This window comes from Janthinobacterium sp. Bl 1, from assembly GCF_058215535.1.
Genome location: NZ_CM177086.1, coordinates 2,273,633 through 2,299,196 on the forward strand (window position 1 = coordinate 2,273,633; position 25,564 = coordinate 2,299,196).

The window sequence follows — 25,564 nt, forward strand, 5'->3', positions numbered from 1 at the left end:
ATGAAGAATACGACTTTCGCAGCAAAAATGATGATCGGCGCGGCCAGCGTCGCCTGCGGCCTGCTGTTCGCGGCCAGTGCCTCGGCCAGCGCCCTCGAACAATTCAAGAGTTTTGCGGCCGGCACCAAGTCGGCCAAGGGCGAGTTCGTGCAGCGCCAGGTCAAGAAGGCGGACGCCAGCGGCAAGGCGAAAGTGTCGACGCCGGCCAGCGGCACGTTCGAGTTTGCCCGTCCAGGCAAGTTCATCTGGACCTATCTGAAACCATACGAGCAGCTACTGCAGGCCGATGGCGACAAGCTGTACATCTACGACAAGGACTTGAGCCAGGTGACGGTCAAGAAACTGGGCGACGCGCTCGGTTCCTCGCCAGCAGCGATTTTGTTCGGCAGCAACGACCTGGAAAAGAATTTCACCCTGGCCGAAGCGGGCACGCGCGATGGCCTGGAATGGCTGAAAGCGACACCGAAAGCCAAGGACACGACGTTCGATGAAATCACCATCGGCCTGCGCAACGGCGTGCCGGAAGCGATGGAATTGCGCGATTCGTTCGGCCAGACGTCGGTGCTGGCGTTCAAGAATTTCCAGAAGAATCCGGCCTTATCTGCCAATCACTTTAAATTTGTCATGCCCAAAGGCGCCGACGTCATTAACAATTAAGACTGTCGCGCCTTGCGTATGAGCCGGCCTCGCAGCAATGCGGGGCTTTTGCATTCTTATTAGGTAACTCATTATGGCGGATCTCTTTTCCACCGCACCGCGCCAGCCGCTGGCCGAAGCCTTGCGGCCGGCTACCCTGAACGAAGTCATCGGCCAGACGCATCTGCTGGGCGTGGGCAAGCCGCTGCGCCTCGCGTTCGAGGCGGGCAAGGCCCATTCGATGATTTTGTGGGGGCCGCCTGGCGTGGGCAAGACCACGCTGGCGCGGCTGATGGCGAACGCCTTCGACAGCGAATTCATCGCCTTGTCCGCCGTGTTTGCTGGGGTAAAAGATATCCGCGCGGCCATGGATCAGGCACGCCACAGCCTGGACCAGTTTGGCAAGCACACTTTATTGTTCGTTGACGAGATCCACAGGTTCAACAAGTCGCAGCAGGATGCCTTGCTGCCCTTCGTCGAATCGGGCCTGGTGACGTTTATTGGCGCCACCACCGAAAACCCCAGCTTCGAAGTGAACTCGGCGCTGCTGTCGCGCGCGCAAGTGTATGTGTTGAAATCGCTCAACGAAGACGAGATGAAGCAGTTGCTGGCCAAGGCGCAAAGCACGGCGCTGACGCATCTGACATTCGACGAGGCGGCCGCCGATACCCTGATCGGCTATGCGGATGGCGATGCGCGCCGCTTTTTGAACTTGCTGGAACAGGCCGAGACGGCCGCCAGCTCGACGGGTACGACCAGGATCGACGCGGCCTTTGTCGACAACGCGCTGACCCTCAATTCGCGCCGCTTCGACAAGGGTGGCGACAATTTCTATGACCAGATTTCCGCGCTACATAAATCCGTGCGCGGCTCGAACCCCGATGCGGCCTTGTACTGGTTTTGCCGCATGATCGATGGCGGCGCGGACCCCCGCTATCTGTCGCGGCGCATCGTGCGCATGGCCTGGGAAGACATCGGCCTGGCCGACCCCCGTGCCTTGACCATGGTCAATGACGCGGCGGAAACGTATGAACGGCTCGGTTCGCCCGAAGGCGAGCTGGCGCTGGGCCAGGCCGTCATCTACCTGGCCATCGCCGCGAAAAGCAATGCCGGCTATAACGCGTTCAATACGGCCATGGCGTTTGTGAAGAAAGACAAGTCGAAGGAAGTGCCCGTGCACTTGCGCAATGCGCCGACGAAGCTGATGAAGGAACTCGGCTACGGCCACGCCTACCGCTACGCGCACGATGAGCCCGATGCGTATGCGGCTGGCGAAACCTACTTTCCGGACGGCATGGCCGAACCGGGCTGGTACCAGCCCGTGCCGCGCGGCCTGGAAAGCAAGATTGCCGATAAATTGGCGTGGCTGCGCGAGCTGGACAGGAAAGCGGGAAAACCAGCCGGCAAGGGCTGAGGTTACAGCCCCAGCAGGCTGAAACCGTCATCCTGCGGCGCGTAGCCGACCAGCTGGCGCGTCGCCGCAATCGACAGCCGCTTGTAGCGGTTGTCCGACACCCCATGCACGACGTGGTAGCCGGCCGGTACGTCCGCCGTCACGCAGCGGGCCAGCAATTGCACCACGTCACGCTCGCTGATGAAGGCGGCGATGTCGCGCGCGCTGTGCTGCTGGCCTGGCGCAAAGTGGGCCACGTTGGCGATGCGCACGGCGATTGCCGTCATGCCATGCTGGTGCGCAAAGGCGGAAGCCACGCCTTCGCCAAAGGCCTTGCTGGCGCCATACATGTTCGCGGGGCGCGCCGGCATGCTTTCCTGTACTTGCACGTCCAGCGGATAGCCTTCGATGGCTTGCGCGCTGCTGGCAAACACCACTCTTTTCACTCCCTGTTCCTGCGCCGCGCGGAAGATGTTGTGCGTGCCGACGATGTTCGGCTGCAGCAATTGCGCATCGAAATCGGCGCTGGCGTGCGGCACGCCAGCCAGGTGCAGCACCACATCAATATCGGCGCAGGCGGCCAGGCAGGCGGCATAGTCGGCGACGTCGAGCTTGATGGATGGGCAGGGCGCTTCGGCCAGCTTGCCTGTGTGCAGGTCGGCCAGGCGCAGGGAGAACTCCCCGTGCCTGCGCTTCCAGAAAGCGGTGCCGATGATGCCGGCGGCGCCCGTGACGAGGACGCGCAGTGGAGCTTGTGTCATGTATTCCTTGTGATCAGTGTGTGAGGCAGTGCCAGGTTCAGCCAGCGCAGCAGGGCAGGGCGCGGTGCGGCGGTCCCATGCACGCGGATGTGTCCGCTACCGACGGCTTCGACCAGCACCAGGCCGTCATTCGGTATCGTATAGCGTTCGCCGCTGCGCAGCACGCAATCCTCGAACTGGGCGTAGGCCGTGATCCACGCCGTGCCGGACAGGCATTCGATGACCCTGGCGTGCGCTTTTTCCAGGCGCAAAGGCCGTTCGCTGCGTAATTCGTGGTCGGTATGCATGGCATCGCTCCTGTTGTGCTGACAGGAACAGCTTAGGCGCTTGCCGTGAACCATGACAGATGCAGGAAAACGAAATTGTCATGAACACAGTGTCTCTTGTCGTACACTGTGCTTGTCAAAAAACTCGGCAACTGTATCTGTGCCGGCCACGCGCGCCAGCCGCATACTGAAGGGATGAACATGAGCGCGCATTTGAATCTGTACGAGCACCTGGCCAACGAGCTCGGCGCCTTGATCGACGCGCGCGTCTTCGCGCCCGGCGACCGCCTGCCATCGATCCGCCACCTGGCGCAGCAAAAGCGCATCTCCGTCAGCACGGTGATGCAAGCCTTGCGCCTGATGGAAGACCGGGGGCAAGTCGATGCGCGGCCCCAGTCCGGCTATTTCGTGCGCCACCGCGCCCCGCGCCGCCCGTGCAGCGCGGATGCCCAGCATTTGAAGGAGCCTGCCTTTGTCGGCATCAATAATCTGTTGATGCGCGTGCTGAAGGAAAACGAGGCACCCGATATCGTGCAGCTGGGCACGGCCTGGCCGCCCGACGAGATACTACCCATCAAGCGCATGCAGCGCACCATCAGCGCCGTGGCGCGGCGCGAGCCCGCTTTATTGAGCAAGGTCAGCTGTTACGACGTCAGCGAAAGCAATTTCCTGCGCCAGGTGACGCGCCGCGCGCTGGACTGGGGCAAGCTGGACCCGCATGAGATCGTCGTGACGAATTCCTGCACGGAAGCGATCAGCCTGTGCCTGCGCGCCGTTGCCAAGCCGGGCGACACGATCGCCATCGAGTCGGCCACGTATTTCGTGCTGCTGCAGATGATCGAAAGCCTGGGCATGAAGGCGCTGGAAATCCCCACCGACCCGAAGACGGGGCCGTCGCTCGACGCGCTCGAGCTTGCTCTGCGCGCCGGCCTCGTGCAAGCCTGCCTGTTCGTGCCGAACGCCAATAATCCCCTCGGTTGCGTGATGCCGGAAGAAAACAAGAAGCGGCTGGCGGGGCTGCTGTCGGAATTCAATATTCCGCTGGTGGAAGACGATGTATATGGCGACCTGTGCTTTGCCCCGCAGCGGCCGTGGCCCGTGAAAGCCTACGATACGAGCGGCAATGTGTTGTTGTGCTCCTCGTTTTCCAAGGCGATTACCCCTGCGTCGCGCGTCGGTTACGTGCTGGCCGGCCGCTTCGCGCAGGAAGTGGCCTTGCTGAAAACCGTGTCGAGCGGCGCCACCAGCCATTTCTTCCAGGCCGTGCTGGCCGATTTTCTGGAGGGCAGCAGCTACGACCAGCAATTGCGCAAGATGCGGCGCACCCTGGTGCAGCGCATCGCCCGCATGTCCGACGCCGTGGCGGCCAGCTTTCCGGCGGATTGCATGCTGTCCGAGCCGCAGGGCGGTTTCGTGCTGTGGGTGCAGATGCCGCCGCAAATCGATGCGCTGGCCTTGCATGGCCAGCCTATCGCGGAAGGCGTGGCGTACATGCCTGGCCAGCTGTTCTCGGCCTCGGGCAAGTTCGGCAATTATCTGCGCCTCAATTGCGGCAATCCGTGGACGCCGCGCATTGAGCAGGCTATCAGCCGGTTAGGGCGTCTCGTCAAGGACGCCTTGTAACTATTCTGCGCGCTTCAGTCCCCGTTTTTCACCGTTCGCTCCCTGTTTTTCGCCGCTGGTCGCAAGCCGGTGGCCTTGTTCGCGGCCGTTGGCTAAAGTAGCACCATACCAGCAGCAGTCAACGAAACAAACCAACCAGGAGTCACATCATGAACGCACTGAAAAACATGGAAATCACCTTTGTCGCCGCCGCCATCATCGCCATCGGCGCCAGCTTCGCCACCGCCGGCGCGAATACTCTGGAAGTGAGCGCCAGCAGCACCGTGATCGCCCAGGCTGCTGACAGCACGATGCCTGTCGTCACCGTCAGCGCCCGCCGCTTGAGCGCCGCCGAAAAAGCCGCCTTTATCTAAGCGCTGGATGTAAAGCGGGCGCGAGTGCCCAGCCATGCCGCCATGACGATGGCCGGCCATGTGCAAAACTCATAAAGAACTGAACGGGTCTTGGTACAATGAGTGCTTTCGATACATCGGCACCGCCATCCACCCATGATAGATATCCAACTTCTCCGTAAAGACATCGCCACCGTCGCAGAACGCCTGGCGACGCGCAAATTCCAGCTCGACGTGGCAGGTTTTACCGCCCTCGAAGCCGAACGCAAGGCGATCCAGACGCGCACCGAAGAGCTGCAGGGCAAGCGCAACGCGCTGTCCAAGCAAATTGGCATGTTGAAAGGCAAGGGGGAAGACACCTCGGCCGTGATGGCACAAGTGGCCGGCCTGGGCGATGAGTTGAAAGCCGATGAAGCGGCCCTGACCGTGGTGCAAGCCAAGCTGAGCGATTTCATCATGGCCGTGCCGAATTTGCCGCACGAATCGTCGCCCTTGGGCACGGACGAGTCCGGCAACGTGGAAGTGCGCAAGGTCGGCACGCCACGCACTTTTGACTTTGAAGTCAAGGATCACGTCGACGTGGGCGGCCCGCTGGGCCTCGACTTCGAAGTGGCCACCAAGCTGACCGGTTCGCGCTTCTCCGTCATGAAGGGCGGCATCGCCCGTCTGCACCGCGCGCTGGCGCAATTCATGCTCAACACCCACGTGGACGAGCACGGCTATACGGAATGCTATACCCCGTACATGGTCAACGCCGATTCCTTGCGCGGCACGGGCCAGCTGCCGAAATTCGAAGCCGATCTGTTCTCGGTGAAAAAAGGCGGTGCGGAAGGCGAGGGCGAGACCTTCTACCTGATCCCGACCTCGGAAGTATCGCTGACGAATATCGCCCGCGATGAAATCCTGGCGCTCGACCAATTGCCGCTGAAAATGACGGCCCATACGCCATGCTTCCGTTCGGAAGCGGGCAGCTATGGCCGCGACACGCGCGGCATGATCCGCCAGCACCAGTTCGATAAAGTCGAAATGGTGCAAGTGGTGCATCCGGACACTTCGTACCAGGTGCTGGACGAAATGGTCGGCCATGCGGAAACGATTTTGCAACGCCTGGGCTTGCCATACCGCGTGATGTCGCTGTGCACGGGCGACATGGGTTTCGGCGCCACCAAGACCTTCGACCTGGAAGTGTGGCTGCCGGCGCAAAACACCTACCGCGAAATCTCGTCCCTGTCGAACTGCGAAGCCTTCCAGTCTCGCCGCATGCAGGCGCGTTTCCGCAACGCCGCCGGGAAGCCGGAACTGGCGCACACCCTGAACGGCTCCGGCTTGGCAGTGGGCCGCACTTTGGTTGCCGTGCTGGAAAACTACCAGCAAGCGGACGGCAGCGTCGAGATCCCGGCCGTGCTGCGCCCGTACATGGGCGGCCTGACGCATCTGAAAGCCTAAAATAGTCCTTTTCTTTTCGCTGCGGGCTGCTATAATCTTGCCTTCTCGCAGCAATGCGGGAAAGACCGCAGCAAATGGAGAGGTGGCAGAGTGGTCGAATGTACTTGACTCGAAATCAAGCGTACGTTAAATCGTACCGTGGGTTCGAATCCCACCCTCTCCGCCAGAACAAATAGAGAAAGCTCCCGAAAGGGAGCTTTTTTTATTTGTGGCGGCGGAAAGGAGTACGCCCCCTGCGGGGCGTACGCGTGGGATTCGAAGACGAGCGCGTACTTGCGCGAGGCTCCCCGAATCGTCAAATTGGGTTTGGTTCTAAATGCCAGCCCTCAATTGCAAATCACCAATAAACCCCTACCCAAGCCAACAACACCCATGCTAAAATAGCGCCTCGTTCAAACCGGCACGCCAGTTTGGATGAATAGACCGCAGTAAACGGAGAGGTGGCAGAGTGGTCGAATGTACTTGACTCGAAATCAAGCGTACGTTAAATCGTACCGTGGGTTCGAATCCCACCCTCTCCGCCAGAATACATAAGAGAAGCTCCCGCAAGGGAGCTTTTTTTATTAGTGATGCAAAAAAGCCTGCGACGTATCAATGCAGGTAGAAAAACCGCCCAAAGCGCGCAGCGCAAGGCGTTTTTTCCTCCATTCAGCTTTGAATGCCAGCACCCCCACCAACGCAAGCTAGTGCACCAGCCGCGCCACCGCAAACGCCACACCTGCCAGCGCAATCATCGTCCCCACACACGACAGGATGACAGCCGACTTCGCCTCAGCCACATCAGATCTGGTCGCATAATTGGAGCGCACCACCGCCAAGTCCAGTTTCAAGCTGCTGACATCCGTCGTGAGGACAGTGACATCCGTTTTCAGGCCGGCGACATCCGTTTTCAGGTCTGCCACATCCACCTTGATGCCAGCCACATCCACCTTCAAATCAGCAACGTCCAGCTTCACACCAGCCATGTCTTTTGCCAGTGTATTGACCTGCTCGTCCATGGTGCAATCCTCCATGCTTTTCACTCGATGCTCCTCGCATTTTTCACCCCTGTCAAACAGTGTCCCGAGGGTATCGTGCATGGCCTTGCTATTCCTCGCCAAGCGTTGCGCCAGTGCCATCGCGCGTTGCAGGTCGGCCATTCCTTCGCCCTGTAGCTGGTCTGTTGCAGTCTGCAATTCGGCAGCGATTTGTTCGCTGAGGCTGGCGGCAACCTGCAGCCATGCATTGATCTTGCGCTGGCGTGTCTGTCGCTCCAGCGCGTCAGGCCGCAGCCACGGATCGCTCAGTTTGTGCATGCTATTCATGCTGCGTCCTCTTCAGCTTCGGCCGATGCCGATGCCGTCCACGCTACCCCTCGCCGTCGCCACCCACCTTGACCCCGCTCAGCCTATGGTAATCTACCCCCTCCCATCCCGACCCCACCAATAAAAGCAATGAGCCGATTCTGGAGCAACATCGTCAGCGAGCTGACCCCCTATATCCCTGGCGAGCAACCGAAACTGCCCGACCTGGTCAAACTCAACACCAACGAAAACCCCTACGGTCCATCGCCGCAAGTCCTGGCCGCGCTGCGCGAAGCAACTGAAGACAGCCTGCGCCTCTACCCCGATCCCACGGCCAGCGAACTGAAGCAAACCCTGGCCGACTACCAAGGCTTGAACAGCGCGCAGGTGTTCGTCGGCAACGGTTCCGACGAAGTGCTGGCGCTGGCCTTCATGGCCTTGCTCAAGCACGATGCGCCGCTGCTGTTCCCGGACATCAGCTACAGCTTCTATCCCGTGTATTGCAAGCTGTACGGCATCGATTACCTCACGGTAGCGCTCGACGATGCCATGCGCATCCGCCCGCAAGACTATCAGGAGCCGTGCGGCGCTATCATCTTCCCGAATCCTAACGCGCCGACAGGCGTCGACTTGCCGCTGGCTGGCGTGGAAACGTTGCTGCGCGACCATCCCGACGCCGTGGTGGTGGTTGATGAAGCGTATGTGGATTTCGGCGGCCAGAGCGCCGTGACCCTGGTCGAACGGTATCCGAACTTGCTGGTGGTGCAGACGTTCTCGAAATCGCGCTCGCTGGCCGGCTTGCGCGTCGGCTGTGCCTTCGGGCATCCTGATCTGATCGAGGCACTGGAAAGAGTGAAGAACAGTTTCAACTCGTATCCGCTGGACCGGCTGGCGCTGGCCGGTGCCGTTGCCTCGCTGCACGACGAAGCGTATTTCCAGCAGACGCGCCAGGCCGTGATCGCCAGCCGCGAACAGCTGACGGCGGATCTGGCGGCGCTGGGTTTCGAGGTGCTGCCGTCGGTGGCCAACTTTGTCTTTGCCCGTCACCCGCAGCATGACGCGGCGCAACTGGCCGCAGGCTTGCGCGCCCGTTCCGTGATCGTGCGCCATTTCAATGCACCGCGTATCAATCAGTATTTGCGCATCAGCATCGGCAACGTGGGCGAGTGCGCGGCCCTGATGACGGCCCTGCGTGCCCTGGTGTAATTTTTTTCTTTTGTAGCGGCCACTGCCCATAGCGGCGGTGGCGCCAATTCTTTCCGAACTTATCAAAAAGTGCAGACATTCCAGCCTGTCGTGCTACTATGGCGTAAGTCGCTATATCACTTATCGATATATCAGATGACGATATAACGATTTACGCTATATCGGCTATTGCCTTTGGGGAGGAATATGGATGCATCGATAGACAAGCTGCTGCCCTTGTCGGAAGCCACATATTACATTTTGCTGGCCTTGAACGAGCCGGCGCATGGCTACGCCATCATGCAGCAAGTCGAGGCCATCAGCGAGGGCGCCGTCAAGATCGGGCCAGGCACCATGTACGGGGCGTTTGCCAACCTGGAAAAGCAGGGCTTGATCGTGATGGTGAGGGAAGCCGAGCGGCGCAAGGTCTACACCATGACGGACATGGGGCGCCATGTGCTGCTGGCGCAATTGCGGCGCTTGCGGGTGATGGTGCGCGTGGGCGAGGCGAGTGCGCCCTTTTTAGCAAAATACTGAGGTGAAACAGGATGAGTGAGCAACGGTCGCATGTCTATAAATGGTTCATCGAGCTTGATGATGGCGAGATCGAGCAATGGCTGCGTTCGCAAGCCCTGGCAGGCTGGCATTTGACGGGCTTTCGCATGCCTTGCCGGTTTACGTTTGTCCGGGGCGAACCCGCCGATGAGGTCTACCGTTTCGACTCCTTTCCTGCATGGAAGCGCAGCGCCGAGTATGACCAGCTGTGCCAGGATGCCGGCTGGGAGCTGGTGTTTTACTGGTGGGGTAGTTATTGCTGGCGCAAGCCTGCGGCAGACGGCCAGCCGAATGAGATTTACACGGATACGGCCTCGAAGATTGCCAGGCAACAGCGCTTGCTGATGTATTTCGGCTTGACCAGTTTGCTGTTGGTATTCAATCTGCTGGGCAGCCGCGACCGCCAGATGGATATGTTGCGGATGGTGCTGACAGGCGTGCAGGCAATCATGCTCTTGCCCATGTCATACCTGATCTGGCGCACCGTCAGCCGCTTGCGCCGCCTGCGCCGGCAGGCGCTTTAGGCGCATCGGGCGCTGGCAGGCTTCCCGCCATGCACGGCCATTGCGCGTCAATCAATGGAGGCAAGCGGCAGCAGGATGGGCGGTATGGAAAAGCATTCAATCTTGCGCGAGATATTGTCGTGGATGGCAGGCCTGGTACGGCTGCCGGCAGCCGTACCAGGCGCCAGTTTGCTTACTGCTGGCTGGCCCGGCGGCGGCGTGCCATGACRCCCAGCCMGCCCAGRCCRCCCAGCAAMATWCCNTAGGTCGCTGGTTCCCGTACGGCCGACACGGACAGGTTATTGATGGTTGGCCAGATGCCGACCTGTCCAGCCGTGCTGACGGCCAGGTCCGAGAACGCGCCTGTCGACAGGAAGCCGACAAACGATGCCTGTGTCGGCAAGGCCAGCTCGTAGGTGAGCAGCTCGCCCAGCGCATTGCGCGCTGTCAAAGTGATGCTCTGAGCGTTGGCATAGCCACCGGCAGAGTTCGAGCCGAAGAAGAATCCCCCCACACCGCGTACGGCGCTGGAAAAGTTGGAGAACACCACGCTGTCATTGCGGTTGTTCGTGCTCAGCCAGTTGTCGCTGCCCGTGCCCGCGCCATACAGGATGGGCGAGGCGCCAACGCTGCTTGCCGTGTAGGCATAGCTGCCGGCATTGCGGAACAGCGGGCTGTCGAGCGCATCGATGGGCAAATCATCAAAGGTGTCGACACCGGTATTGCCTGCCGCTGCCAGATAGGCGGATTGGCTGGTGAAGACCGTGATGTCGGCGTGGGCGGCGCTGGCGGCGAGCAGCAGGGCGGCGGCGCTGATGATTTTCATGCGGGTGAGTGAGGTTTGCAAGATCGACTCCTTAACGAGGGTTGGGAAAAGGATGTGGCAAAAAGTTTCCTTATTTGTAATGCCAGTTCAATGTAATATTAAATAGAAAAAAATACAACATAAATCATTTATGATAATTTTGATCTTGCATATGTAAATCGCTGATGTTTGCCAATTGCTAAGGCATGGCGACCAAGGTGGGCGTCTGGCGGCACGATGCTGCTGGCGCGGGCCATTTGTGCAACAATAATCGGATTCATACATCGACAGGACGGACAATATGGCAAAAGTGGCATTCATCGGTTTGGGCGTCATGGGTTTTCCCATGGCAGGCCATCTGGCGGCGGGCGGGCACGACGTCACCGTGTACAACCGCAACCCGGCCCGCGCGGCCACTTGGATCGAGCAGCACAAGGGCAGCAGCGCCGCCACGCCGGCCGCCGCCGCTGCCGGTGCCGAGTTCGTCTTCACCTGCATCGGCAACGATAACGACCTGTACCAAGTCATTTTGGAAGAGGGCGGCTTGCTGTCCGCCATGGAGCCGGGCAGCATCCTGATCGACCACACGACAGCTTCCGCCGAAGCGGCGCGCACCATCCATGCGGCGGCGAAAGAGAAGGGCGTGTTCTTCCTCGACGCGCCCGTGTCCGGCGGCCAGGCGGGTGCGGAAAACGGCAAGCTGACGGTGATGGTGGGTGGCGACGCGGAAGCGTATGCACGCGCCGAGCCCGTCATCGCCCTGTTCTCGCGCGCCGTCACCTACATGGGCGCCTCCGGCTCCGGCCAGCTCACAAAAATGGTGAACCAGATCTGCATCGCTGGCCTCGTGCAAGCCTTGAGCGAAGGCATTGCCTTTGCGGAAAACGCGGGCCTTGACGCGGCGCTGGTGGTGGACGTGATTTCCAAAGGCGCGGCGCAGTCGTGGCAGCTGGAAAACCGGGGCAAGACCATGATAGAGCGCAAGTTCGACTTCGGTTTCGCCGTCGACCTGATGCGCAAGGACCTGGGCATTTGCCTCGCCGAAGCCAAGCGCAACGGCAGCGACTTGCCCGTGACGACCTTGACGGACCAGTTCTATGCCGAAGTGCAGCAGGCGGGCGGCAACCGTTACGATACATCCAGCCTGATTACCCGCTTGAACAAAAAGTAAAGTTTAACTCGTCAGTAGCGAGCGGCGCGTCCCTGCAAAGGGCCGCGCCGCTTGTCATTTACGGCGCTGAAAGTAATAAAACGTCAGTTTCCGGAACATTCAGTTTCGATTTTCATGGAAAAGCATGGACTTCGCTAGCTCATCGTGTATTATTAAAAAACGAGATGAAATGTCCCAATTTTTAAAACATTATGAGCGGACCCGCATGAAAACCAACTCCTCAGCGATAACACGCGTTGTCGACAAGAACATTCCCTACCTGTCTTCCGCCGTTGCCATCTGGCGTCCCCGCGCCGTGCTGCGCAGCTGGCCCGGCGTGGCCATCGCGCTGGTGATCGCTCTGTCGGCCACCTTCATTTCCAGCAATTACGGCGGCCCCCAGTTGCTGTACGCGCTGTTCTTCGGCCTGGCTTTTCACTTCCTCGCGTCCGATCCCACCTGCAAGCCCGGCATCGAGTTTTGCAGCAAGGTGCTGCTGCGCACGGGTGTGGCCCTGCTGGGCGCGCGCATCACCTTCAACCAGATCGCCTCGGTCGGTGTGACGCCGTTATTGATCGTCGTCGGCGGCCTGGTGGCGACTTTGGGCTTCGGCTATCTGCTGGCCAAGTGGCTCAAGCGGCCCATCACGGAAGGGATTTTGTCGGGCGGTTCCGTCGCCATCTGCGGCGCGTCGGCCGCGCTGGCCATTTCCGCCGTGCTGCCGCAAACCAAGGAAAACGAAAAATTCACCCTGCTGACGGTGGTCGGCGTGACGACCTTGTCGACCCTGGCCATGATCGTCTACCCGCTGCTGGTCAAGCTGCTGGGCTTTGACCCGACCGAGGCGGGCGTGTTCATCGGCGGCACCATCCATGACGTGGCGCAAGTGGTGGGCGCCGGCTACCTGGTCAGCAACCATACGGGCGACGTTGCCACCTTCGTCAAACTGACGCGCGTGGCTTGCCTCGTGCCTGTCGTGCTGGGCCTGTCGATCATGTTCAAGCGCAAGGAAGGCAAGAGCGAAGTCGATGCGCCGCCGCTCGTGCCCTTCTTCCTGATCGGCTTTGTCTGGCTCGTCATTACCAACAGCCTGGGCCTGATTCCGCACGAAGTGAATGGCTGGATCAACAATGCTTCGCGCGCCTGCCTCGTCATCGCCATTGCCGCGCTGGGCGTCAAAACGTCGTTCCAGTCGCTGGCCTCGCTGGGCTGGCGCCCCGTGATCATGCTGGTGATGGAAACCGTGTGGATCGCCGCTTTTGTCGCCATCGCCCTCCTGCTGACCCGTTAAGCGAACCGGGCCCGCCATGAAGATCCTTGTCCTCGGCGCCGGCGTGGTCGGTACGGCATCGGCCTGGTATCTGCGCCAGGCGGGCCACGACGTGCGCGTGCTCGAGCGCCAGGCGGGCGCCGCGCAGGAAACGAGCTTCGGCAATGGCGGTCAGATTTCCGTCTCGCACGCGGAACCGTGGGCCAATCCCGCCACTTTGCGCAAAGTGTTGACCTGGCTGGGCAAGGACGACGCGCCGCTGCTGTTCCGTCCCCGTCTCGATACGCTGCAATGGCAGTGGGCCTTGCATTACCTGCGCGAATGTTTGCCATCGCGGGTGGCGCGCAATATGCGCCAGATCGTTGCCCTGGCCGAGTACAGCCGGCAGAGCCTGCAAGCCTTGCGCCGCGAAACGGGCATCGCGTATGACCACCTCGAGCGGGGCATATTGCATTTCTATACGGACCAGCAGGAGTTCGATAAATCGCAATCGGGCGCCGCGCTCTTGCGCGAGCTGGGCTGCCCGCGCAATACGGTCAGCGCCGATGAAGTGATCCGGCTGGAACCGGCCCTGCGCCACGCGCGCAGCCAGATCGTCGGCGGCGATTTCACGGCCAGCGACGAGTCGGGCGACGTGCATTTGTTTACCACGGCGTTGGCGGCCCGCGCGGCCGCTGCCGGCGTGGATTTTCGCTTTGGCACGACGGTGACGCGGCTGCTGGCGGATGGCGAACGCATCACCGGCGTGGAGTGCATCGATGCGCAAGGGCGGCATCGCCTCGAGCACGCGGATGCCGTCGTGGTGGCCATGGGCAGCTTTTCCGCGCCATTGCTGCAGCCGCTGGGTATCCGCCTGATGCTGTATCCGGGCAAGGGTTACTCGGCCACCTATCCGATACTTGACTCATCCTCCGCACCAACCGTCTCGCTGACGGACGATGGTAACAAACTGGTGTTTTCGCGCCTGGGATCGCGCCTGCGCGTGGCCGGCACGTGCGAGCTGAATGGCTACACGCGCGAACTGAATCCCGTGCGCTGCGCCGCCATCACGCGCAGAGTGCAGGCGCTGTTCCCTGACGCCTGCGATTACAGCGACCCCGTCTACTGGGCCGGCTTGCGTCCGCTCACGCCATCGAACGTGCCGTACATCGGCGCCACGCGCTACCGCCAGTTGTTCCTCAACACGGGCCACGGCACCCTGGGCTGGACCATGGGCTGCGGCGCGGGCAGGGCGATCGCCGACCTCGTGTCGGGACGGCGGCCGGAAGTCGATTTTGCGTTTTGCGGGGAACGCTTGGCGCCGCAGTCTGCGGCAGAGGAGTTCCGGGGTCAGACCCGCCGGGTCAATGTACCCCAGTTTAACGGGGTTCAGACCCGCCGGGTCTGACCCCAGCTTTAACTTAGGAGATCACCACGATGAGAGACGACGCCACCCCCAGCCAACCACCGACCGGCCTGACCCTGGCCGGTACCACCTATCAGTCGCGCCTGCTGGTCGGTACCGGTAAATACAAGGATTTCGAGGAAACGCGACTGGCCATCGAAGAGAGCGGCGCCGAGATTGTCACCGTCACCATCCGGCGCGTGAATATCGGCCAGGAAAAGGGTGAGCCGAACTTGCTCGATTTCATACCGCCATCGAAATACACGATCCTGCCCAACACGGGCGGCTGCTACAACGCACGCGACGCCGTCTACACCTTGCAGCTGGCGCGCGAGTTGCTGGGTGGGCACCAGCTGTGCAAGCTGGAAGTGCTCGGTGATGAAAAGACCCTGTTCCCGAACATGCCGGAAACATTGAAGGCGGCGCAGGAGCTGGTGCGCGACGGCTTCCAGGTGATGGTGTATTGCAGCGACGACCCCATCCAGGCGCGCATGCTGGAAGACATCGGCTGCATCGCCGTCATGCCGCTGGCGTCCCTGATCGGCTCGGGCATGGGCATTCTGAATCCGTGGAATCTGTCGCTGATCATCGAGCAAGCCAAGGTCCCCGTGCTGGTCGACGCTGGTGTCGGCACGGCGTCGGACGCTGCCATCGCCATGGAACTTGGTTGCGACGGCATCCTGATGAATACCGCCATCGCGGCGGCGCGCGAACCGGTGCGCATGGCGCGCGCCATGAAATTGGCAGTGCAGGGCGGACGCGAGGCCTATCTGGCCGGGCGCATGCCCCGGAGAGCAGGCGTCATGAGCGCCTCGCCGTCGTCGCCGATGGCCGGGCTGATCGCCTGAGCCCGATTTGTAGCAAGGCAGTTGATTATCGTTTCAAGCGTTTATAAAAACCACAATACCTGGAGATGACATGAAACACACACTCGTAGCGGCAGCCATCCTGGCCTCCTTCGCCGGCAACGCCAGCGCCCAATCGTCCGTCACCGTGTACGGCTTGCTCGACGCGGGCCTGACGTCCGAACATGGGGGCGCGGACGGTTCCGTCACCAAGCTGGCCACCGGCGTGCAGTCGGGCAGCCGCATCGGCTTCAAGGGCACGGAAGACCTGGGCAACAACCTGAAGGCCAATTTCTTGCTGGAAAATGGCCTTGACGTGGATACGGGCGCCAACCGCCAGGGCGCCCTGTTCGGGCGCAAGGCTTACGTGGGCCTGTCGGGCGGCTTCGGCGCCGTGAACCTGGGCTTGCAGCACAACCCGCTGTTCACCGCGCTGGACAATATCGACCCGTTCGAGACTGGCATGACGGGCGCCTCGATCAACCTGATGAGCGTGGCCAGCCTGCGCACGAAAAATTCCATCATGTACGAGACGCCGAAGGTGAACGGTCTGTCGGCCGCCGTGATGTACGGGCTCGGCGAAAAGCCGGACAGCAACACCCTGGGCCGCACCATCGACTTTTCCATCGATTACGCCAACGGCCCGCTCGTGCTGACCCTGGCGCATGACAACCGCAAGGACACGCCGCTGAACACGGCCAAGGTCACCTTGCTGGGCGGCACCTACGACTTCGGCCCCGCCAAGCTGCACGCCGCGTATGAAACGGACAAGGATGACGCGGGCACGGATTTCCGCAGCTACATGCTGGGCGCGTCGGCCCCCGTGGGCGCGGCGGGCAGCGTAATGGCGTCCTATATCAAGAAGGATGACCGCACGAATGCGCGCCGCGGCGGGCGCCAGCTGGCCATAGGCTACACCTACGCCTTGTCCAAGCGCACGAATCTGTACACCTCGTACGGGCGCATCAACAACGATGGCGCTGGCACCAATTTCGTCGGCGACGCATCGAGCGGCGGCAGCGTGCCTTTGCCTGGGCATAACTCGAGCGCCTTCACGGCCGGCATGCGTTTGAAGTTCTAAGCACGGCGACGCACGTAGAGATGGCGGCTTGTCTGTTGCAGATAAGCCGCCATTGTTGTTTCAGCAGCGGTGCACATGCATGGATTCCGGATTCAGGAATGAAACAGTCCGATTTTTCATGAATTTTCATTGACAGCGCATTTCGCAACCGTTAAATTGAACACGCATTTCAAATATCGGAACAAAATATACCGATTTTTCATAAAACTGTAAGGAGACTGAGCCATGACCGATTTGTCCGACCAAAAAGCCGCCGCAGCCGCGATATCTGTTGGCCCGCAAAAGATGACGCCTTCCGAAGCGTTCGTGGAAACCCTGGCCGCCAATGGCGTGACCGACATGTTCGGCATCATGGGCTCGGCCTTCATGGACCCGATGGACATTTTTGCGCCGGCCGGTATCCGCCTGATTCCCGTCGTGCACGAGCAGGGCGCCGGCCACATGGCCGACGGTTACGCCCGCGTCTCGGGCCGCCATGGCGTGGTCATCGGCCAGAATGGCCCCGGCATCAGCAATTGCGTGACGGCGATTGCCGCCGCTTACTGGGCGCACACGCCTGTCGTGATCATCACGCCGGAAACGGGCACCATGAGCATGGGCCTGGGCGGCTTCCAGGAAGCGAACCAGTTGCCGATGTTCGAGGAATTCACCAAGTATCAAGGTCATGTGACCAATCCGGCCCGCATGGCGGAATTCACGGGCCGCTGCTTTGACCGCGCCATGTCCGAAATGGGCCCGACGCAACTGAACATCCCGCGCGACTATTTTTATGGCGAAATCAAGGCGGAAATTCCAAAGCCGAACCGCCTGGACCGTGGCGCCGGCGGCGAACAAAGCCTGAACGATGCGGCCGAATTGCTGGCGAAAGCCAAGTTCCCCGTCATCATCTCGGGCGGCGGCGTCGTCATGGGCGAAGCGATCGAGGAGTGCAAGGCCCTGGCCGAGCGCTTGGGTGCCCCGGTCGTCAACAGCTATCTGCACAACGACTCGTTTCCTGCCAGCCACCCGCTGTGGTGCGGTCCGCTCGGCTACCAGGGTTCCAAGGCAGCAATGAAACTGATCGCCAAGGCCGACGTCGTCGTCGCCTTAGGTTCGCGCCTGGGCCCGTTCGGTACCTTGCCGCAGCACGGCATGGATTACTGGCCGAAAAACGCCAAGATCATCCAGATCGACGCCGACAACAAGATGCTGGGCCTGGTCAAGAAAATCTCCGTCGGCATCTGCGGCGACGCCAAGGCGGCCGCCAAAGCGATCATTGCCCGCCTGGACGGCAAGACGCTCGACTGCGACGCGACGCGCGACGAGCGCTATGCCACCGTGCAAGCGGAAAAGGCGGCGTGGGAAGAGGAACTGACCAACTGGACCCATGAAAAAGATGCGTACAGCCTGGACATGATCGAAGAGCAGAAGAAAGAGCCGGGCAACTATCTGCACCCGCGCCAGGTCTTGCGTGAGCTGGAAAAAGCCATGCCGGAAGACGTGATGGTGTCGACCGACATCGGCAACATCAACTCGGTGGCGAACAGTTACTTGCGCTTTGAAAAGCCGCGCAGCTTCTTTGCGGCGATGAGCTTTGGCAACTGCGGCTACGCATTCCCGACCATCATCGGCGCGAAAGTGGCGGCTCCCCACCGTCCGGCCGTGTCGTATGCGGGCGACGGCGCCTGGGGCATGAGCCTGATGGAAACGATGACCTGCGTGCGCCACAATATTCCCGTCACGGCCGTGGTGTTCCACAACCGCCAGTGGGGCGCGGAAAAGAAAAACCAGGTCGATTTCTACAACCGCCGCTTTGTCGCTGGGGAGCTCGACAACCAGAGCTTTGCCGAGATCGCGCGCGCCATGGGCGCCGAAGGCATCACGGTCGACAAGCTGGAAGACGTGGGTCCGGCCTTGAAGAAAGCCATCGACATGCAGATGAATGAAGGCAAGACGACCATCATTGAAATCATGTGCACGCGCGAGCTGGGCGACCCGTTCCGCCGCGATGCGCTGAGTAAACCAGTGCGGCATTTGGATAAATATAAAGATTACGTTTGATGTGCTTGAGCCAGCGGAAAAAGCTGGGGCGGGCGGGTCTGACCCACGGAATTTACGCCTCGATCCGGCGTAATCCGACACCACGCTGACCGATCCTTGTATGACCCCGGCCATGCCGGGTTTTATGTGCCGGAACCATGCCTCATGCTTCCATGGTTCCGGCATTTTTTTACCGAATTGGAGTCGCCATGAAAGCCCTGCACCGCATCATCGCGCAAGCCCGCGCCGTGCCGAAACATATCGTCTTGTGCGAGGGCGGCGATGCGCGCGTGCTGCAGGCGGCCGCGCGTGCCGCTGCCGAAGGCCTGGCGCACATCACCATCGTCGGCAATCCCGCCGCCATCCTGGCCCTGGCCCAGGAGCACGCGCTGGACCTGGACGCCGTGCGCCTGGTCGACCCGGCCGAGTCCAGCGAGTCGGAACATTACGCCCAGCAATTATTCGTGTTGCGCCAGGCCAAGGGCATGACGGTGGAGCAGGCGAGGAAAGCCGTGCAAGAACCGCTGTGCTACGCCAACCTGATGGTGCGCCTGGGCGACGCGGACGGCTGCGTGGCGGGGGCCGTGCACACGACGGCCGACGTGGTGCGCAGCGCCATCCAGATCATCGGCGTCGACCCGGCCTTCAAGCTCGTATCGAGCTTTTTCCTGATGATGCTGTGCGAACCATTCCACAGCCTCAAGGGCGGTTTCATCTTTTCCGACTGCGCCCTCGTTGTTGATCCGAAAGCCGAGGAATTGGCCGACATCGCCATGGCCGCCGCCGACAGCGCGCAAGCCTTGCTGATGGAAGAACCGCGCGTCGCCATGCTGTCGTTTTCCACCAGCGGCAGCGCCCACCACGCGGCCGTCGACAAGGTGCATGCGGCAACAGACCGGGTCAAGGCCCAGCGTCCGCTGCTCGCCATCGATGGCGACGTGCAGCTGGACGCGGCCATCGTGGCCGAGATTTCCCAGCGCAAGGTCAAGGATTCCGTCGTCAACGGCCGCGCGAACGTGCTGGTGTTCCCGAACCTTGACGCGGGCAATATCGGCTACAAGCTGGCCGAGCGCATGGGCGGCGCCGTTGCCATCGGCCCCTTGCTGCAAGGCTTGAAGAAGCCCGCCAACGATCTGTCGCGCGGCTGCAGCGCCGACGATGTCTATAACGTGATTGCGGTCACGTCCGTGCAGGCCCAGGGTGGGCGCTGAGTTGTTCAGCTGGCCCGTGCTGGCGCTGCTGGGCGTGGTGGCGGCGGGCACGTACTTCCAGACCGTCACGGGCTTTGGCCTGGGCATGATCGTCATGGGCGTGGCCAGCGGCCTCGGCCTGGCGCCCGTGCCGGCGCTGGCGGCCCTCGTCAGTTTGTTGTCGCTAGCCAATTGCCTCGTGGCCTTGCCGGGCGCCTTGCACCACCTGGACTGGCGCGCCATCCGCGCGGCCAGCATCGGCTTGCTGCCGGCCATGGCGGCCGGCGTCTTGCTATTGGGATACCTGGACCAGGCGTACGCGCCGCTGCTGCATCTGTTGCTGGGCGCGGCCATCGTGTATGGCGGCGTCAGCATCTTGCTGCAGGCGCCACCTGGCCCCGGCGCGGCCGACAAGCGCAGCTTCTTCATCAGCGGCGTGTGCGGCGGCCTGTTCTCGGGCCTGTTCTCGCTGGCCGGACCACCGCTCGTGTACCAGTTCTACCGCCAGGAAATGAGTTTAAAGACCATCCGCTACAGCCTGATCTTTTTATTTGCCATCAGCGCGGGTGGACGTTCGCTGATGGCGGGCAGCCAGGGCCAGCTCGACGCGAAAGTACTGTTGCTGTGCGCGCTGGCCTTGCCCGTGGGGGGCCTGGCCACGATGGCCGGCAAACGCTATCCGCCGCCGATCGCCCAGCGCGGCATGCGCCGCATCGCGTTTGCCGTGCTGACCTTGATCGGCATTTCGCTGATGGCGGCGGCCGTGCCGCAACTGCTCGGCTAGTCTCCAAGCGTGCGGCGCTTGCAAAATAGTCAAACAGCCGTTATATTCCCCGTTCTTTCTAGAACCTCTTCCTTATTGGAGCCAAAAGTGCCTCGCTTCTTCGCCATCACCTGCTAACGCTGACGAAATGCTCTTTGCAGCATCGTTCGGCGCGTTGACGCCCCCGATTGCTGCGGCACTGCTCTTGCTCTTCCCGCACACGTATCCGAGACCCTGGTCTTGATCGTCCACGCCCGAACACGTCGTCAGCACCCCTGACCCTGTATGGACACGCCCCGGTGAACGCGGCGTGGGACGCTATGTTTTTACAATCTTTACCCTTATTCAAATACCCGCGCACGCCGCACCTGGAAGGCTCGCGCCTGCAGGATGGCGACGACGGCTCGGACCAGATGCCCCTGAAAAAGCTGGCCGGCCAGTATGTCGTCATCGAGGAAAAAATCGATGGCGCCAACTCTGCCGTGTCGTTCAGCGATGCAGGCGAGGTGCTGCTGCAGTCGCGCGGCCATTACCTGGCGGGCGGCGGCAGCGAACGCCAGTTCAACCTGTTGAAACCGTGGGCGCATGCGCACGAACACGCCTTGCTGCACCTGCTGGAAGACCAGTATGTGCTGTTTGGCGAATGGTCGTACAGCAAGCATTCCGTGTTTTACGACCGGCTGCCCCATTACTTCAACGAGTTCGACGTGTATTGCCGCCGCAGCCAGATGTTTTTGTCGACGGCGCGCCGCCACGCCATGCTGGCCCGCTCGCCCGTGCTGTCCGTCCCCGTGCTGTATGCGGGATTGATGCCGGCCACGCCGAAGCAGTTGTGGCAGCTGCTGCGCCATTCGCTGGCCAAGTCCAGTCTGTGGCGCGATGCCTTTGAGACTGCGGTGGCGCGCGAACGCCTGCCGCTGGATCTGTGCTGGAAGCAGACGGACAAGTCCGACCACGCGGAAGGCCTGTACCTGAAAGTGGAGGACGACGAGCAAGTGCTGGCCCGCTACAAGCTGGTGCGCCATGACTTTACGCAAACCATCCTCGACAGCGGTTCCCACCACAGCACGCGGCCCTTGATCCCGAACCAGCTGGCCGACGGCGTGGACCTGTACGCACCGCAGCCGCTCGTCACGTGGGAAAGCCTGGGTTTGCATACCTGCCATTCGCTCGATGAACTTGCAGCAATGCAAAGGAGTACAAAATGATGAACTGGAAAACCCTGCAGCAACTGGTGCCCATGCCTGGCCAGTCGCCCGATTTCAACGCCTGCCTGGCCGCCTTCCCGCAGCTGGAACTGGCCAAGACGACGCCGCAAAATCCCGTGTATCACGCGGAAGGCGATGTGTGGACGCATACGATGATGGTGGTGGAATCCTTGCTGGCCATGCCCGACTACCAGCAAGCCACGCGCGCGGAACAGGAAATCGTGTTTCTCGCCGCCTTGCTGCACGACGTGGCCAAGTGCAGCACCACGGTGATCGACCCGGTGACGGGCGCCATCGGCCAGCCCGGCCACTCGCGCAAGGGCGCGCTCGATGCGCGCATCGCCTTGTGGGATTGCGGCGTGCCGTTTGCCGCGCGCGAGGAAATCTGCCGCCTGATCAATGTGCACCAGGTGCCGTTCTTTGCGCTGGAAACGTCGCGGCGCGGCGTCACGCCCGAGTTCACCGTGCGCGAACTGTCGTGGCAAGTCGATATCCGGCTGCTGGCCATGCTGGCCGAGGCCGATATCCGCGGACGTATCTGTCCCGATCCGCAGCGCATTCTGGATGCCATCGAACTGTTCCGCGAGCTGGCGCGCGAGGAGGGCTGCTATGGCCAGCGGCGCGCCTTTGTTGACGATCACACGCGCGTGAAGTATTTTCGCGGCGCCGAGGCGCATCCCGACTATCCGCTGTTCCAGGAAGCGGGCTCGCGCGTGATCGTGATGTCGGGCTTGCCCGCGTCGGGCAAGAATACGTGGGTGGAGAAGCACCATCCGCGCCTGCCCGTCGTGTCCTTCGACGATGCGCGCACGGCCCTGGGCTTGAAGCACGGCAAGAACGAGGGGCAGGTGGGCGACTATGCGGAAGAGCGGGCGCGCGAACTGTTGCGCAAGGGCGAACCGTTCGTGTGGAACGCCACGCATCTGTCGAAACTGATGCGCGAAAAGACACTCAACCTGCTGTACAAATACCACGCGCAGGTGGAGCTCGTGTACCTGGAGCAGCCGCGCAAGGAGTTACTGCGGCGCAACGGCCAGCGCGACACGTCGCTCAGCAACAAGAAGCTGCAAGCGATGCTGTGGAACTGGGAAATCCCGCTGCCGATGGAAGCGCACACGGTGCGCTACGAAGTGAGCTGAAGGCTTAACGTTTGCGTCCACCGAGCAACTGCGCGATCTCGCTGAACAGTTCATTGTTCAGCGAGGCGGGCAGGGTGGTGGCCAGGCTGCGGCTGTAGTAGGCGCCCAGGTCCAGGCCCAGTCCCAGCCCGCAAATCTCGATGGCGCCCTGCGCTTCGCGGCGCGCCACCACTTGTTTCAGATGTTGCGCCAGGTAAAACTCGTCGTTGGCGAGATTCGTGGCCGTATCCATCGGGCAACCGTCGGACACGACGAGCAGGATGCGCCGCCGTTCAGGGCGTGCCAGCATGCGCGTGCACGCCCAGTCCACGGCTTCGCCATCGACGCCTTCGCGGTACAAGTCCGCCTTCAGCAGGGCCGCGATGTCGGGCCGCGCGCGGCGCCAGCTGGTATCGCCATCCTTGAAGACCATGTGCACGAGTTCATTCAAGCGGCCTGGATTCGCGGGCGAGCGGGCGCGTAGCCAGTCGCGCTTGACTCTTCCCCCGTTCCACGCGCCCGTCGTAAAACCCAGCAACTCCGTGGCAACGCCGGCCTGGTCCAGTGCGCGCAGCACAATGTCGAGTAGCACGGCCACGGATTCCGCATGCGTCTTCATGGAGCCGGAGCAGTCGACGAGGAAGGTGACGAGGCAGTCGGCTTGCGGCAGGAATTGTTCCTTGCGAAACAGCCTGCGCTCGGATGGTGAGCTGATCAGTTGCGCCAGCCGCCGGCCGTCGATATACCCCTCTTCTTCGCCAAACGACCAGCCGTCGCGCTCGGGCACGGCCAGCAATTGCGTGAACCGCCGCGCCAGGCGGGCCGTGTTGATGCCCAGGCTGGCGATGCGGGCATCCATGCGTTCGCGGTATTCGAGCAGCAGGGCGCGGCGCACGAGTTCGCCCGCTCTTTCCTCTCGGTCATACGCCGTGGAATAGGCGCGGTAGCCGCCATCGCCATCGCTGAAGGCGCGGCTCTCGCCCAGCGGGGCGGCATCGGGTAGATTGTCGTTATCGCTGTCGAAATCGAGCAGCAGCTTGAACGCGGCATACGCCTTGGCGTCGCCCGCATCGTCCTGGCCGCCATCGCGCGCGGCCTGCGCGTCTTTCAGCATGGCGTCGACGGCGTGGCTGATGGCCAGCGCATGGCGCGCAAAGGCTGCCTGGTCGGCGCGGTGGCGGCGCAATCCCGCCAGGTCGCCGCTCAATGCGGACGACACCGACCAGCGTGTCGCCTCGATGAAATCTTCCGTCTTTTCCAGCACGGGCCTGGCCATCATGCGCGACCAGCACATCTGGAATACCGTGTACAGCAGCAAGCCCGACGCGCCCTCGGCCAAGCCGGAATCGTAGAACGCGTGCGACCATGCAGTAAAACGGTGGCGCAGGTTGCCGATCACGCCAGCGTGCTGCTCGGGCGCCAGGGTTTCCACCCTTAACTGTTCCAGCAGTTCGAAGACGAGCCGCGCCACGGGTTCGGGCGGACACAAGGACTTGTGCAGGGCCGCATCCGTATGCAGCAGGCGCAGGGCCACACTGTCGGCCGCGCCGCGCAAGGACGGCAAATCCTGCAGCGCCGCATCGGGCTGCAGATGGGCCGCGTGGATCGGCAGGGGACGGTGGCCGTCGTGCAGGCGCCGGCCCCGGTAGCGTATCGAGGGAGAAGCGCTGAGGGCGCGGATGGCGCCCGCGCACAGCTCATCCGTTTCCTGCTGCTCGCGCGTGTAGGCGGCGGGCGCCATCGCTTCGGTACTCATGCCTGACTCGCCAGCAATTCCTCATTGAAACAGCGCTGATAGTACTCGGCCACCATGGGCCGCTCGGCCTCGTCGCATTTGTTGAGGAAGGACAGGCGGAAGGCCAGCGCCGGGTCGCGGAAGATCTGGCAGTTCTCGGCCCAGGTGATCACCGTGCGTGGCGACATCAGGCAAGCCAGGTCGCCCGCCGCATAGCCGTTGCGCGTGAGGCTGGCCACGGCCACCATGGCTGCGGCCAGCTGGCGGCCCGCCTCGTCGTTCATGGCGGGGACACGCGCCAGGACGATCTGCGTTTCTTCCTCCTGTGGCAAGTAGTTCAAGGTGGCAACGATGTTCCAGCGGTCGATCTGTGCGTGATTGAGCACTTGCGTGCCGTGGTACATGCCGTTCAAGTTGCCCAGGCCCACCGTATTCGAGGTGGCGAACAGGCGGAAGTGGAGATGGGGCGTGATGACCCGGTTCTGGTCGAGCAGGGTGAACTTGCCGTCGCGCTCGAGGATGCGCTGGATGACGAACATTACGTCGGGGCGGCCCGCGTCGTATTCATCGAAGATCAGGGCCACGGGCCGTTGCAGGGACCAGGGCACGATGCCTTCCTGGAATTCCGTCACTTGCTGCTGTTCGCGCAGCACGATGGCGTCCTTGCCGACCAGGTCCAGGCGGCTGATGTGGCCGTCGAGATTGACCCGCACGCAAGGCCAGTTCAGGCGGGCCGCCACTTGCTCGATATGCGTGGACTTGCCCGTGCCGTGCAAGCCTTGCACCATCACGCGGCGGTTGTGGGTGAAGCCGGCGAGGATTGCCAGGGTCACATCCTTGTTGAAGCGGTAGGCGGGATCGATATCGGGCACGTGCGGGTCGCGTTCCGTGAAGACGGGCACGAGCAGGTCGCTGTCGATATCGAACAGGCTGCGCACGGACTGCAAGGTTTGCGCCGCTGCGGCGGGGGGATGTTGGCGTGAATCTGGCACCTTGTTCTCCTGTGAAACCGC

At 61.9% G+C, this 25,564-nt stretch carries 23 protein-coding genes and 2 tRNA genes; 20 read left to right on the top strand and 5 right to left on the bottom strand.

Translation table 11 applies throughout. The features are described 5' to 3' along the window. Both lolA and AC4BCN_RS10335 read left to right on the top strand, forming a co-directional pair. Entirely contained in the window at positions 1–657 is a 657-nt protein-coding gene (gene lolA, locus AC4BCN_RS10330) for an outer membrane lipoprotein chaperone LolA (RefSeq protein ID WP_490493221.1), read from the top strand. 73 nt (positions 658–730) lie between these two features. Continuing rightward, a complete protein-coding gene (locus tag AC4BCN_RS10335; protein ID WP_100876302.1) occupies positions 731–2,050 on the top strand; it encodes a replication-associated recombination protein A in 1,320 nt (439 codons plus the stop codon). Positions 2,051–2,052: 2 nt separating this feature from the next. On the opposite strand, the gene AC4BCN_RS10340 is transcribed toward AC4BCN_RS10335, so the two are convergent. Further along, complete coding sequence (locus tag AC4BCN_RS10340; protein WP_490493222.1) at positions 2,053–2,790, bottom strand: NAD-dependent epimerase/dehydratase family protein; 738 nt, start codon at positions 2,788–2,790, stop codon at positions 2,053–2,055. Beyond that, positions 2,787–3,077, bottom strand: a complete 291-nt coding sequence (locus AC4BCN_RS10345) for a DUF2917 domain-containing protein (RefSeq protein WP_051991977.1) — start codon at positions 3,075–3,077, stop codon at positions 2,787–2,789. The genes AC4BCN_RS10340 and AC4BCN_RS10345 overlap by 4 nt, the downstream gene beginning before the upstream one ends. 180 nt (positions 3,078–3,257) lie before the next feature. On the opposite strand from AC4BCN_RS10345, the gene AC4BCN_RS10350 reads away from it, so the two are divergent. From AC4BCN_RS10350 to AC4BCN_RS10370, 5 genes are all read left to right on the top strand, one after another. Continuing rightward, positions 3,258–4,679 (top strand): aminotransferase-like domain-containing protein, encoded by a 1,422-nt coding sequence (locus AC4BCN_RS10350; protein ID WP_490493223.1) that lies wholly within the window; start codon positions 3,258–3,260, stop codon positions 4,677–4,679. A 149-nt stretch (positions 4,680–4,828) separates the two neighbouring features. Further along, the gene (locus tag AC4BCN_RS10355; protein ID WP_070304037.1) at positions 4,829–5,032 is read left to right on the top strand and encodes a hypothetical protein; all 204 of its coding nucleotides are present in this window, start codon (positions 4,829–4,831) and stop codon (positions 5,030–5,032) included. A gap of 135 nt (positions 5,033–5,167) precedes the next feature. Beyond that, complete coding sequence (serS, locus tag AC4BCN_RS10360) at positions 5,168–6,457, top strand: serine--tRNA ligase (RefSeq protein WP_072454834.1); 1,290 nt, start codon at positions 5,168–5,170, stop codon at positions 6,455–6,457. Positions 6,458–6,533: 76 nt separating this feature from the next. Continuing rightward, positions 6,534–6,623 (top strand) — tRNA-Ser (locus AC4BCN_RS10365). A gap of 268 nt (positions 6,624–6,891) precedes the next feature. After that, positions 6,892–6,981, top strand: a tRNA-Ser gene (locus tag AC4BCN_RS10370). 159 nt (positions 6,982–7,140) lie between these two features. Here the strand turns inward: AC4BCN_RS10370 and AC4BCN_RS10375 are convergent. Continuing rightward, positions 7,141–7,761 carry a hypothetical protein gene (locus AC4BCN_RS10375; RefSeq protein WP_338681543.1) on the bottom strand — a complete coding sequence of 207 codons (621 nt, stop codon included), beginning with the start codon at positions 7,759–7,761 and terminating at the stop codon, positions 7,141–7,143. A 129-nt stretch (positions 7,762–7,890) separates the two neighbouring features. Between AC4BCN_RS10375 and hisC the strand changes: the two genes are divergently transcribed. The 13 genes from hisC (at position 7,891) to AC4BCN_RS10440 (ending at position 22,837) form a co-directional block, all read left to right on the top strand. Continuing rightward, the gene (gene hisC / locus AC4BCN_RS10380) at positions 7,891–8,946 is read left to right on the top strand and encodes a histidinol-phosphate transaminase (RefSeq protein WP_338681545.1); all 1,056 of its coding nucleotides are present in this window, start codon (positions 7,891–7,893) and stop codon (positions 8,944–8,946) included. A 186-nt stretch (positions 8,947–9,132) separates the two neighbouring features. Continuing rightward, positions 9,133–9,462: a PadR family transcriptional regulator gene (locus tag AC4BCN_RS10385; RefSeq protein WP_034758635.1), complete on the top strand. Its 330-nt coding sequence runs from the start codon at positions 9,133–9,135 to the stop codon at positions 9,460–9,462. An 11-nt stretch (positions 9,463–9,473) separates the two neighbouring features. Beyond that, on the top strand, positions 9,474–10,004 hold the full coding sequence (locus tag AC4BCN_RS10390) for a DUF2812 domain-containing protein (protein ID WP_338681546.1): 531 nt from the start codon (positions 9,474–9,476) through the stop codon (positions 10,002–10,004). A 1,085-nt stretch (positions 10,005–11,089) separates the two neighbouring features. Beyond that, the gene (locus AC4BCN_RS10395; protein WP_490493224.1) at positions 11,090–11,959 is read left to right on the top strand and encodes an NAD(P)-dependent oxidoreductase; all 870 of its coding nucleotides are present in this window, start codon (positions 11,090–11,092) and stop codon (positions 11,957–11,959) included. Between the two features lie 205 nt (positions 11,960–12,164). Beyond that, positions 12,165–13,229, top strand: a complete 1,065-nt coding sequence (locus tag AC4BCN_RS10400; protein ID WP_490493225.1) for a YeiH family protein — start codon at positions 12,165–12,167, stop codon at positions 13,227–13,229. Positions 13,230–13,245: 16 nt separating this feature from the next. Next, on the top strand, positions 13,246–14,595 hold the full coding sequence (locus tag AC4BCN_RS10405; RefSeq protein ID WP_490493226.1) for a D-amino acid dehydrogenase: 1,350 nt from the start codon (positions 13,246–13,248) through the stop codon (positions 14,593–14,595). A 29-nt stretch (positions 14,596–14,624) separates the two neighbouring features. Then, complete coding sequence (locus AC4BCN_RS10410) at positions 14,625–15,440, top strand: thiazole synthase (protein WP_490493227.1); 816 nt, start codon at positions 14,625–14,627, stop codon at positions 15,438–15,440. A gap of 70 nt (positions 15,441–15,510) precedes the next feature. Then, on the top strand, positions 15,511–16,518 hold the full coding sequence (locus AC4BCN_RS10415; RefSeq protein WP_490493228.1) for a porin: 1,008 nt from the start codon (positions 15,511–15,513) through the stop codon (positions 16,516–16,518). Positions 16,519–16,743: 225 nt separating this feature from the next. Further along, the gene (gene xsc / locus AC4BCN_RS10420) at positions 16,744–18,558 is read left to right on the top strand and encodes a sulfoacetaldehyde acetyltransferase (protein ID WP_490493229.1); all 1,815 of its coding nucleotides are present in this window, start codon (positions 16,744–16,746) and stop codon (positions 18,556–18,558) included. Positions 18,559–18,746: 188 nt separating this feature from the next. Next, a complete protein-coding gene (gene pta, locus AC4BCN_RS10425; RefSeq protein ID WP_490493230.1) occupies positions 18,747–19,748 on the top strand; it encodes a phosphate acetyltransferase in 1,002 nt (333 codons plus the stop codon). A gap of 1 nt (position 19,749) precedes the next feature. Further along, a complete protein-coding gene (locus AC4BCN_RS10430; protein ID WP_490493231.1) occupies positions 19,750–20,511 on the top strand; it encodes a TSUP family transporter in 762 nt (253 codons plus the stop codon). Positions 20,512–20,810: 299 nt separating this feature from the next. Next, the gene (locus AC4BCN_RS10435) at positions 20,811–21,698 is read left to right on the top strand and encodes an RNA ligase family protein (protein ID WP_490493232.1); all 888 of its coding nucleotides are present in this window, start codon (positions 20,811–20,813) and stop codon (positions 21,696–21,698) included. Further along, entirely contained in the window at positions 21,695–22,837 is a 1,143-nt protein-coding gene (locus AC4BCN_RS10440; protein WP_490493233.1) for an AAA family ATPase, read from the top strand. The genes AC4BCN_RS10435 and AC4BCN_RS10440 overlap by 4 nt, the downstream gene beginning before the upstream one ends. Before the next feature lie 4 nt (positions 22,838–22,841). Here the strand turns inward: AC4BCN_RS10440 and AC4BCN_RS10445 are convergent, their stop codons facing one another. Continuing rightward, positions 22,842–24,572, bottom strand: a complete 1,731-nt coding sequence (locus AC4BCN_RS10445) for a cobaltochelatase CobT-related protein (protein ID WP_490493234.1) — start codon at positions 24,570–24,572, stop codon at positions 22,842–22,844. After that, the gene (locus tag AC4BCN_RS10450) at positions 24,569–25,543 is read right to left on the bottom strand and encodes an AAA family ATPase (RefSeq protein WP_490493235.1); all 975 of its coding nucleotides are present in this window, start codon (positions 25,541–25,543) and stop codon (positions 24,569–24,571) included. The genes AC4BCN_RS10445 and AC4BCN_RS10450 overlap by 4 nt, the downstream gene beginning before the upstream one ends. Positions 25,544–25,564: the final 21 nt, after the last annotated feature.

Coding starts and splice junctions, on each gene's coding strand:
- AC4BCN_RS10445 (WP_490493234.1), bottom strand. CDS start 24,572: ATGAGTACCGAAGCGATGGCGCCCGCCGCCTACACGCGCGAGCAGCAG.
- AC4BCN_RS10355 (WP_070304037.1), top strand. CDS start 4,829: ATGAACGCACTGAAAAACATGGAAATCACCTTTGTCGCCGCCGCCATC.
- AC4BCN_RS10435 (WP_490493232.1), top strand. CDS start 20,811: ATGTTTTTACAATCTTTACCCTTATTCAAATACCCGCGCACGCCGCAC.
- lolA (WP_490493221.1), top strand. CDS start 1: ATGAAGAATACGACTTTCGCAGCAAAAATGATGATCGGCGCGGCCAGC.
- AC4BCN_RS10415 (WP_490493228.1), top strand. CDS start 15,511: ATGAAACACACACTCGTAGCGGCAGCCATCCTGGCCTCCTTCGCCGGC.
- AC4BCN_RS10440 (WP_490493233.1), top strand. CDS start 21,695: ATGATGAACTGGAAAACCCTGCAGCAACTGGTGCCCATGCCTGGCCAG.
- serS (WP_072454834.1), top strand. CDS start 5,168: ATGATAGATATCCAACTTCTCCGTAAAGACATCGCCACCGTCGCAGAA.
- pta (WP_490493230.1), top strand. CDS start 18,747: ATGAAAGCCCTGCACCGCATCATCGCGCAAGCCCGCGCCGTGCCGAAA.
- AC4BCN_RS10335 (WP_100876302.1), top strand. CDS start 731: ATGGCGGATCTCTTTTCCACCGCACCGCGCCAGCCGCTGGCCGAAGCC.
- AC4BCN_RS10350 (WP_490493223.1), top strand. CDS start 3,258: ATGAGCGCGCATTTGAATCTGTACGAGCACCTGGCCAACGAGCTCGGC.
- AC4BCN_RS10345 (WP_051991977.1), bottom strand. CDS start 3,077: ATGCATACCGACCACGAATTACGCAGCGAACGGCCTTTGCGCCTGGAA.
- AC4BCN_RS10390 (WP_338681546.1), top strand. CDS start 9,474: ATGAGTGAGCAACGGTCGCATGTCTATAAATGGTTCATCGAGCTTGAT.
- hisC (WP_338681545.1), top strand. CDS start 7,891: ATGAGCCGATTCTGGAGCAACATCGTCAGCGAGCTGACCCCCTATATC.
- AC4BCN_RS10385 (WP_034758635.1), top strand. CDS start 9,133: ATGGATGCATCGATAGACAAGCTGCTGCCCTTGTCGGAAGCCACATAT.
- AC4BCN_RS10405 (WP_490493226.1), top strand. CDS start 13,246: ATGAAGATCCTTGTCCTCGGCGCCGGCGTGGTCGGTACGGCATCGGCC.
- AC4BCN_RS10395 (WP_490493224.1), top strand. CDS start 11,090: ATGGCAAAAGTGGCATTCATCGGTTTGGGCGTCATGGGTTTTCCCATG.
- AC4BCN_RS10340 (WP_490493222.1), bottom strand. CDS start 2,790: ATGACACAAGCTCCACTGCGCGTCCTCGTCACGGGCGCCGCCGGCATC.
- AC4BCN_RS10410 (WP_490493227.1), top strand. CDS start 14,625: ATGAGAGACGACGCCACCCCCAGCCAACCACCGACCGGCCTGACCCTG.
- xsc (WP_490493229.1), top strand. CDS start 16,744: ATGACCGATTTGTCCGACCAAAAAGCCGCCGCAGCCGCGATATCTGTT.
- AC4BCN_RS10375 (WP_338681543.1), bottom strand. CDS start 7,761: ATGAATAGCATGCACAAACTGAGCGATCCGTGGCTGCGGCCTGACGCG.
- AC4BCN_RS10400 (WP_490493225.1), top strand. CDS start 12,165: ATGAAAACCAACTCCTCAGCGATAACACGCGTTGTCGACAAGAACATT.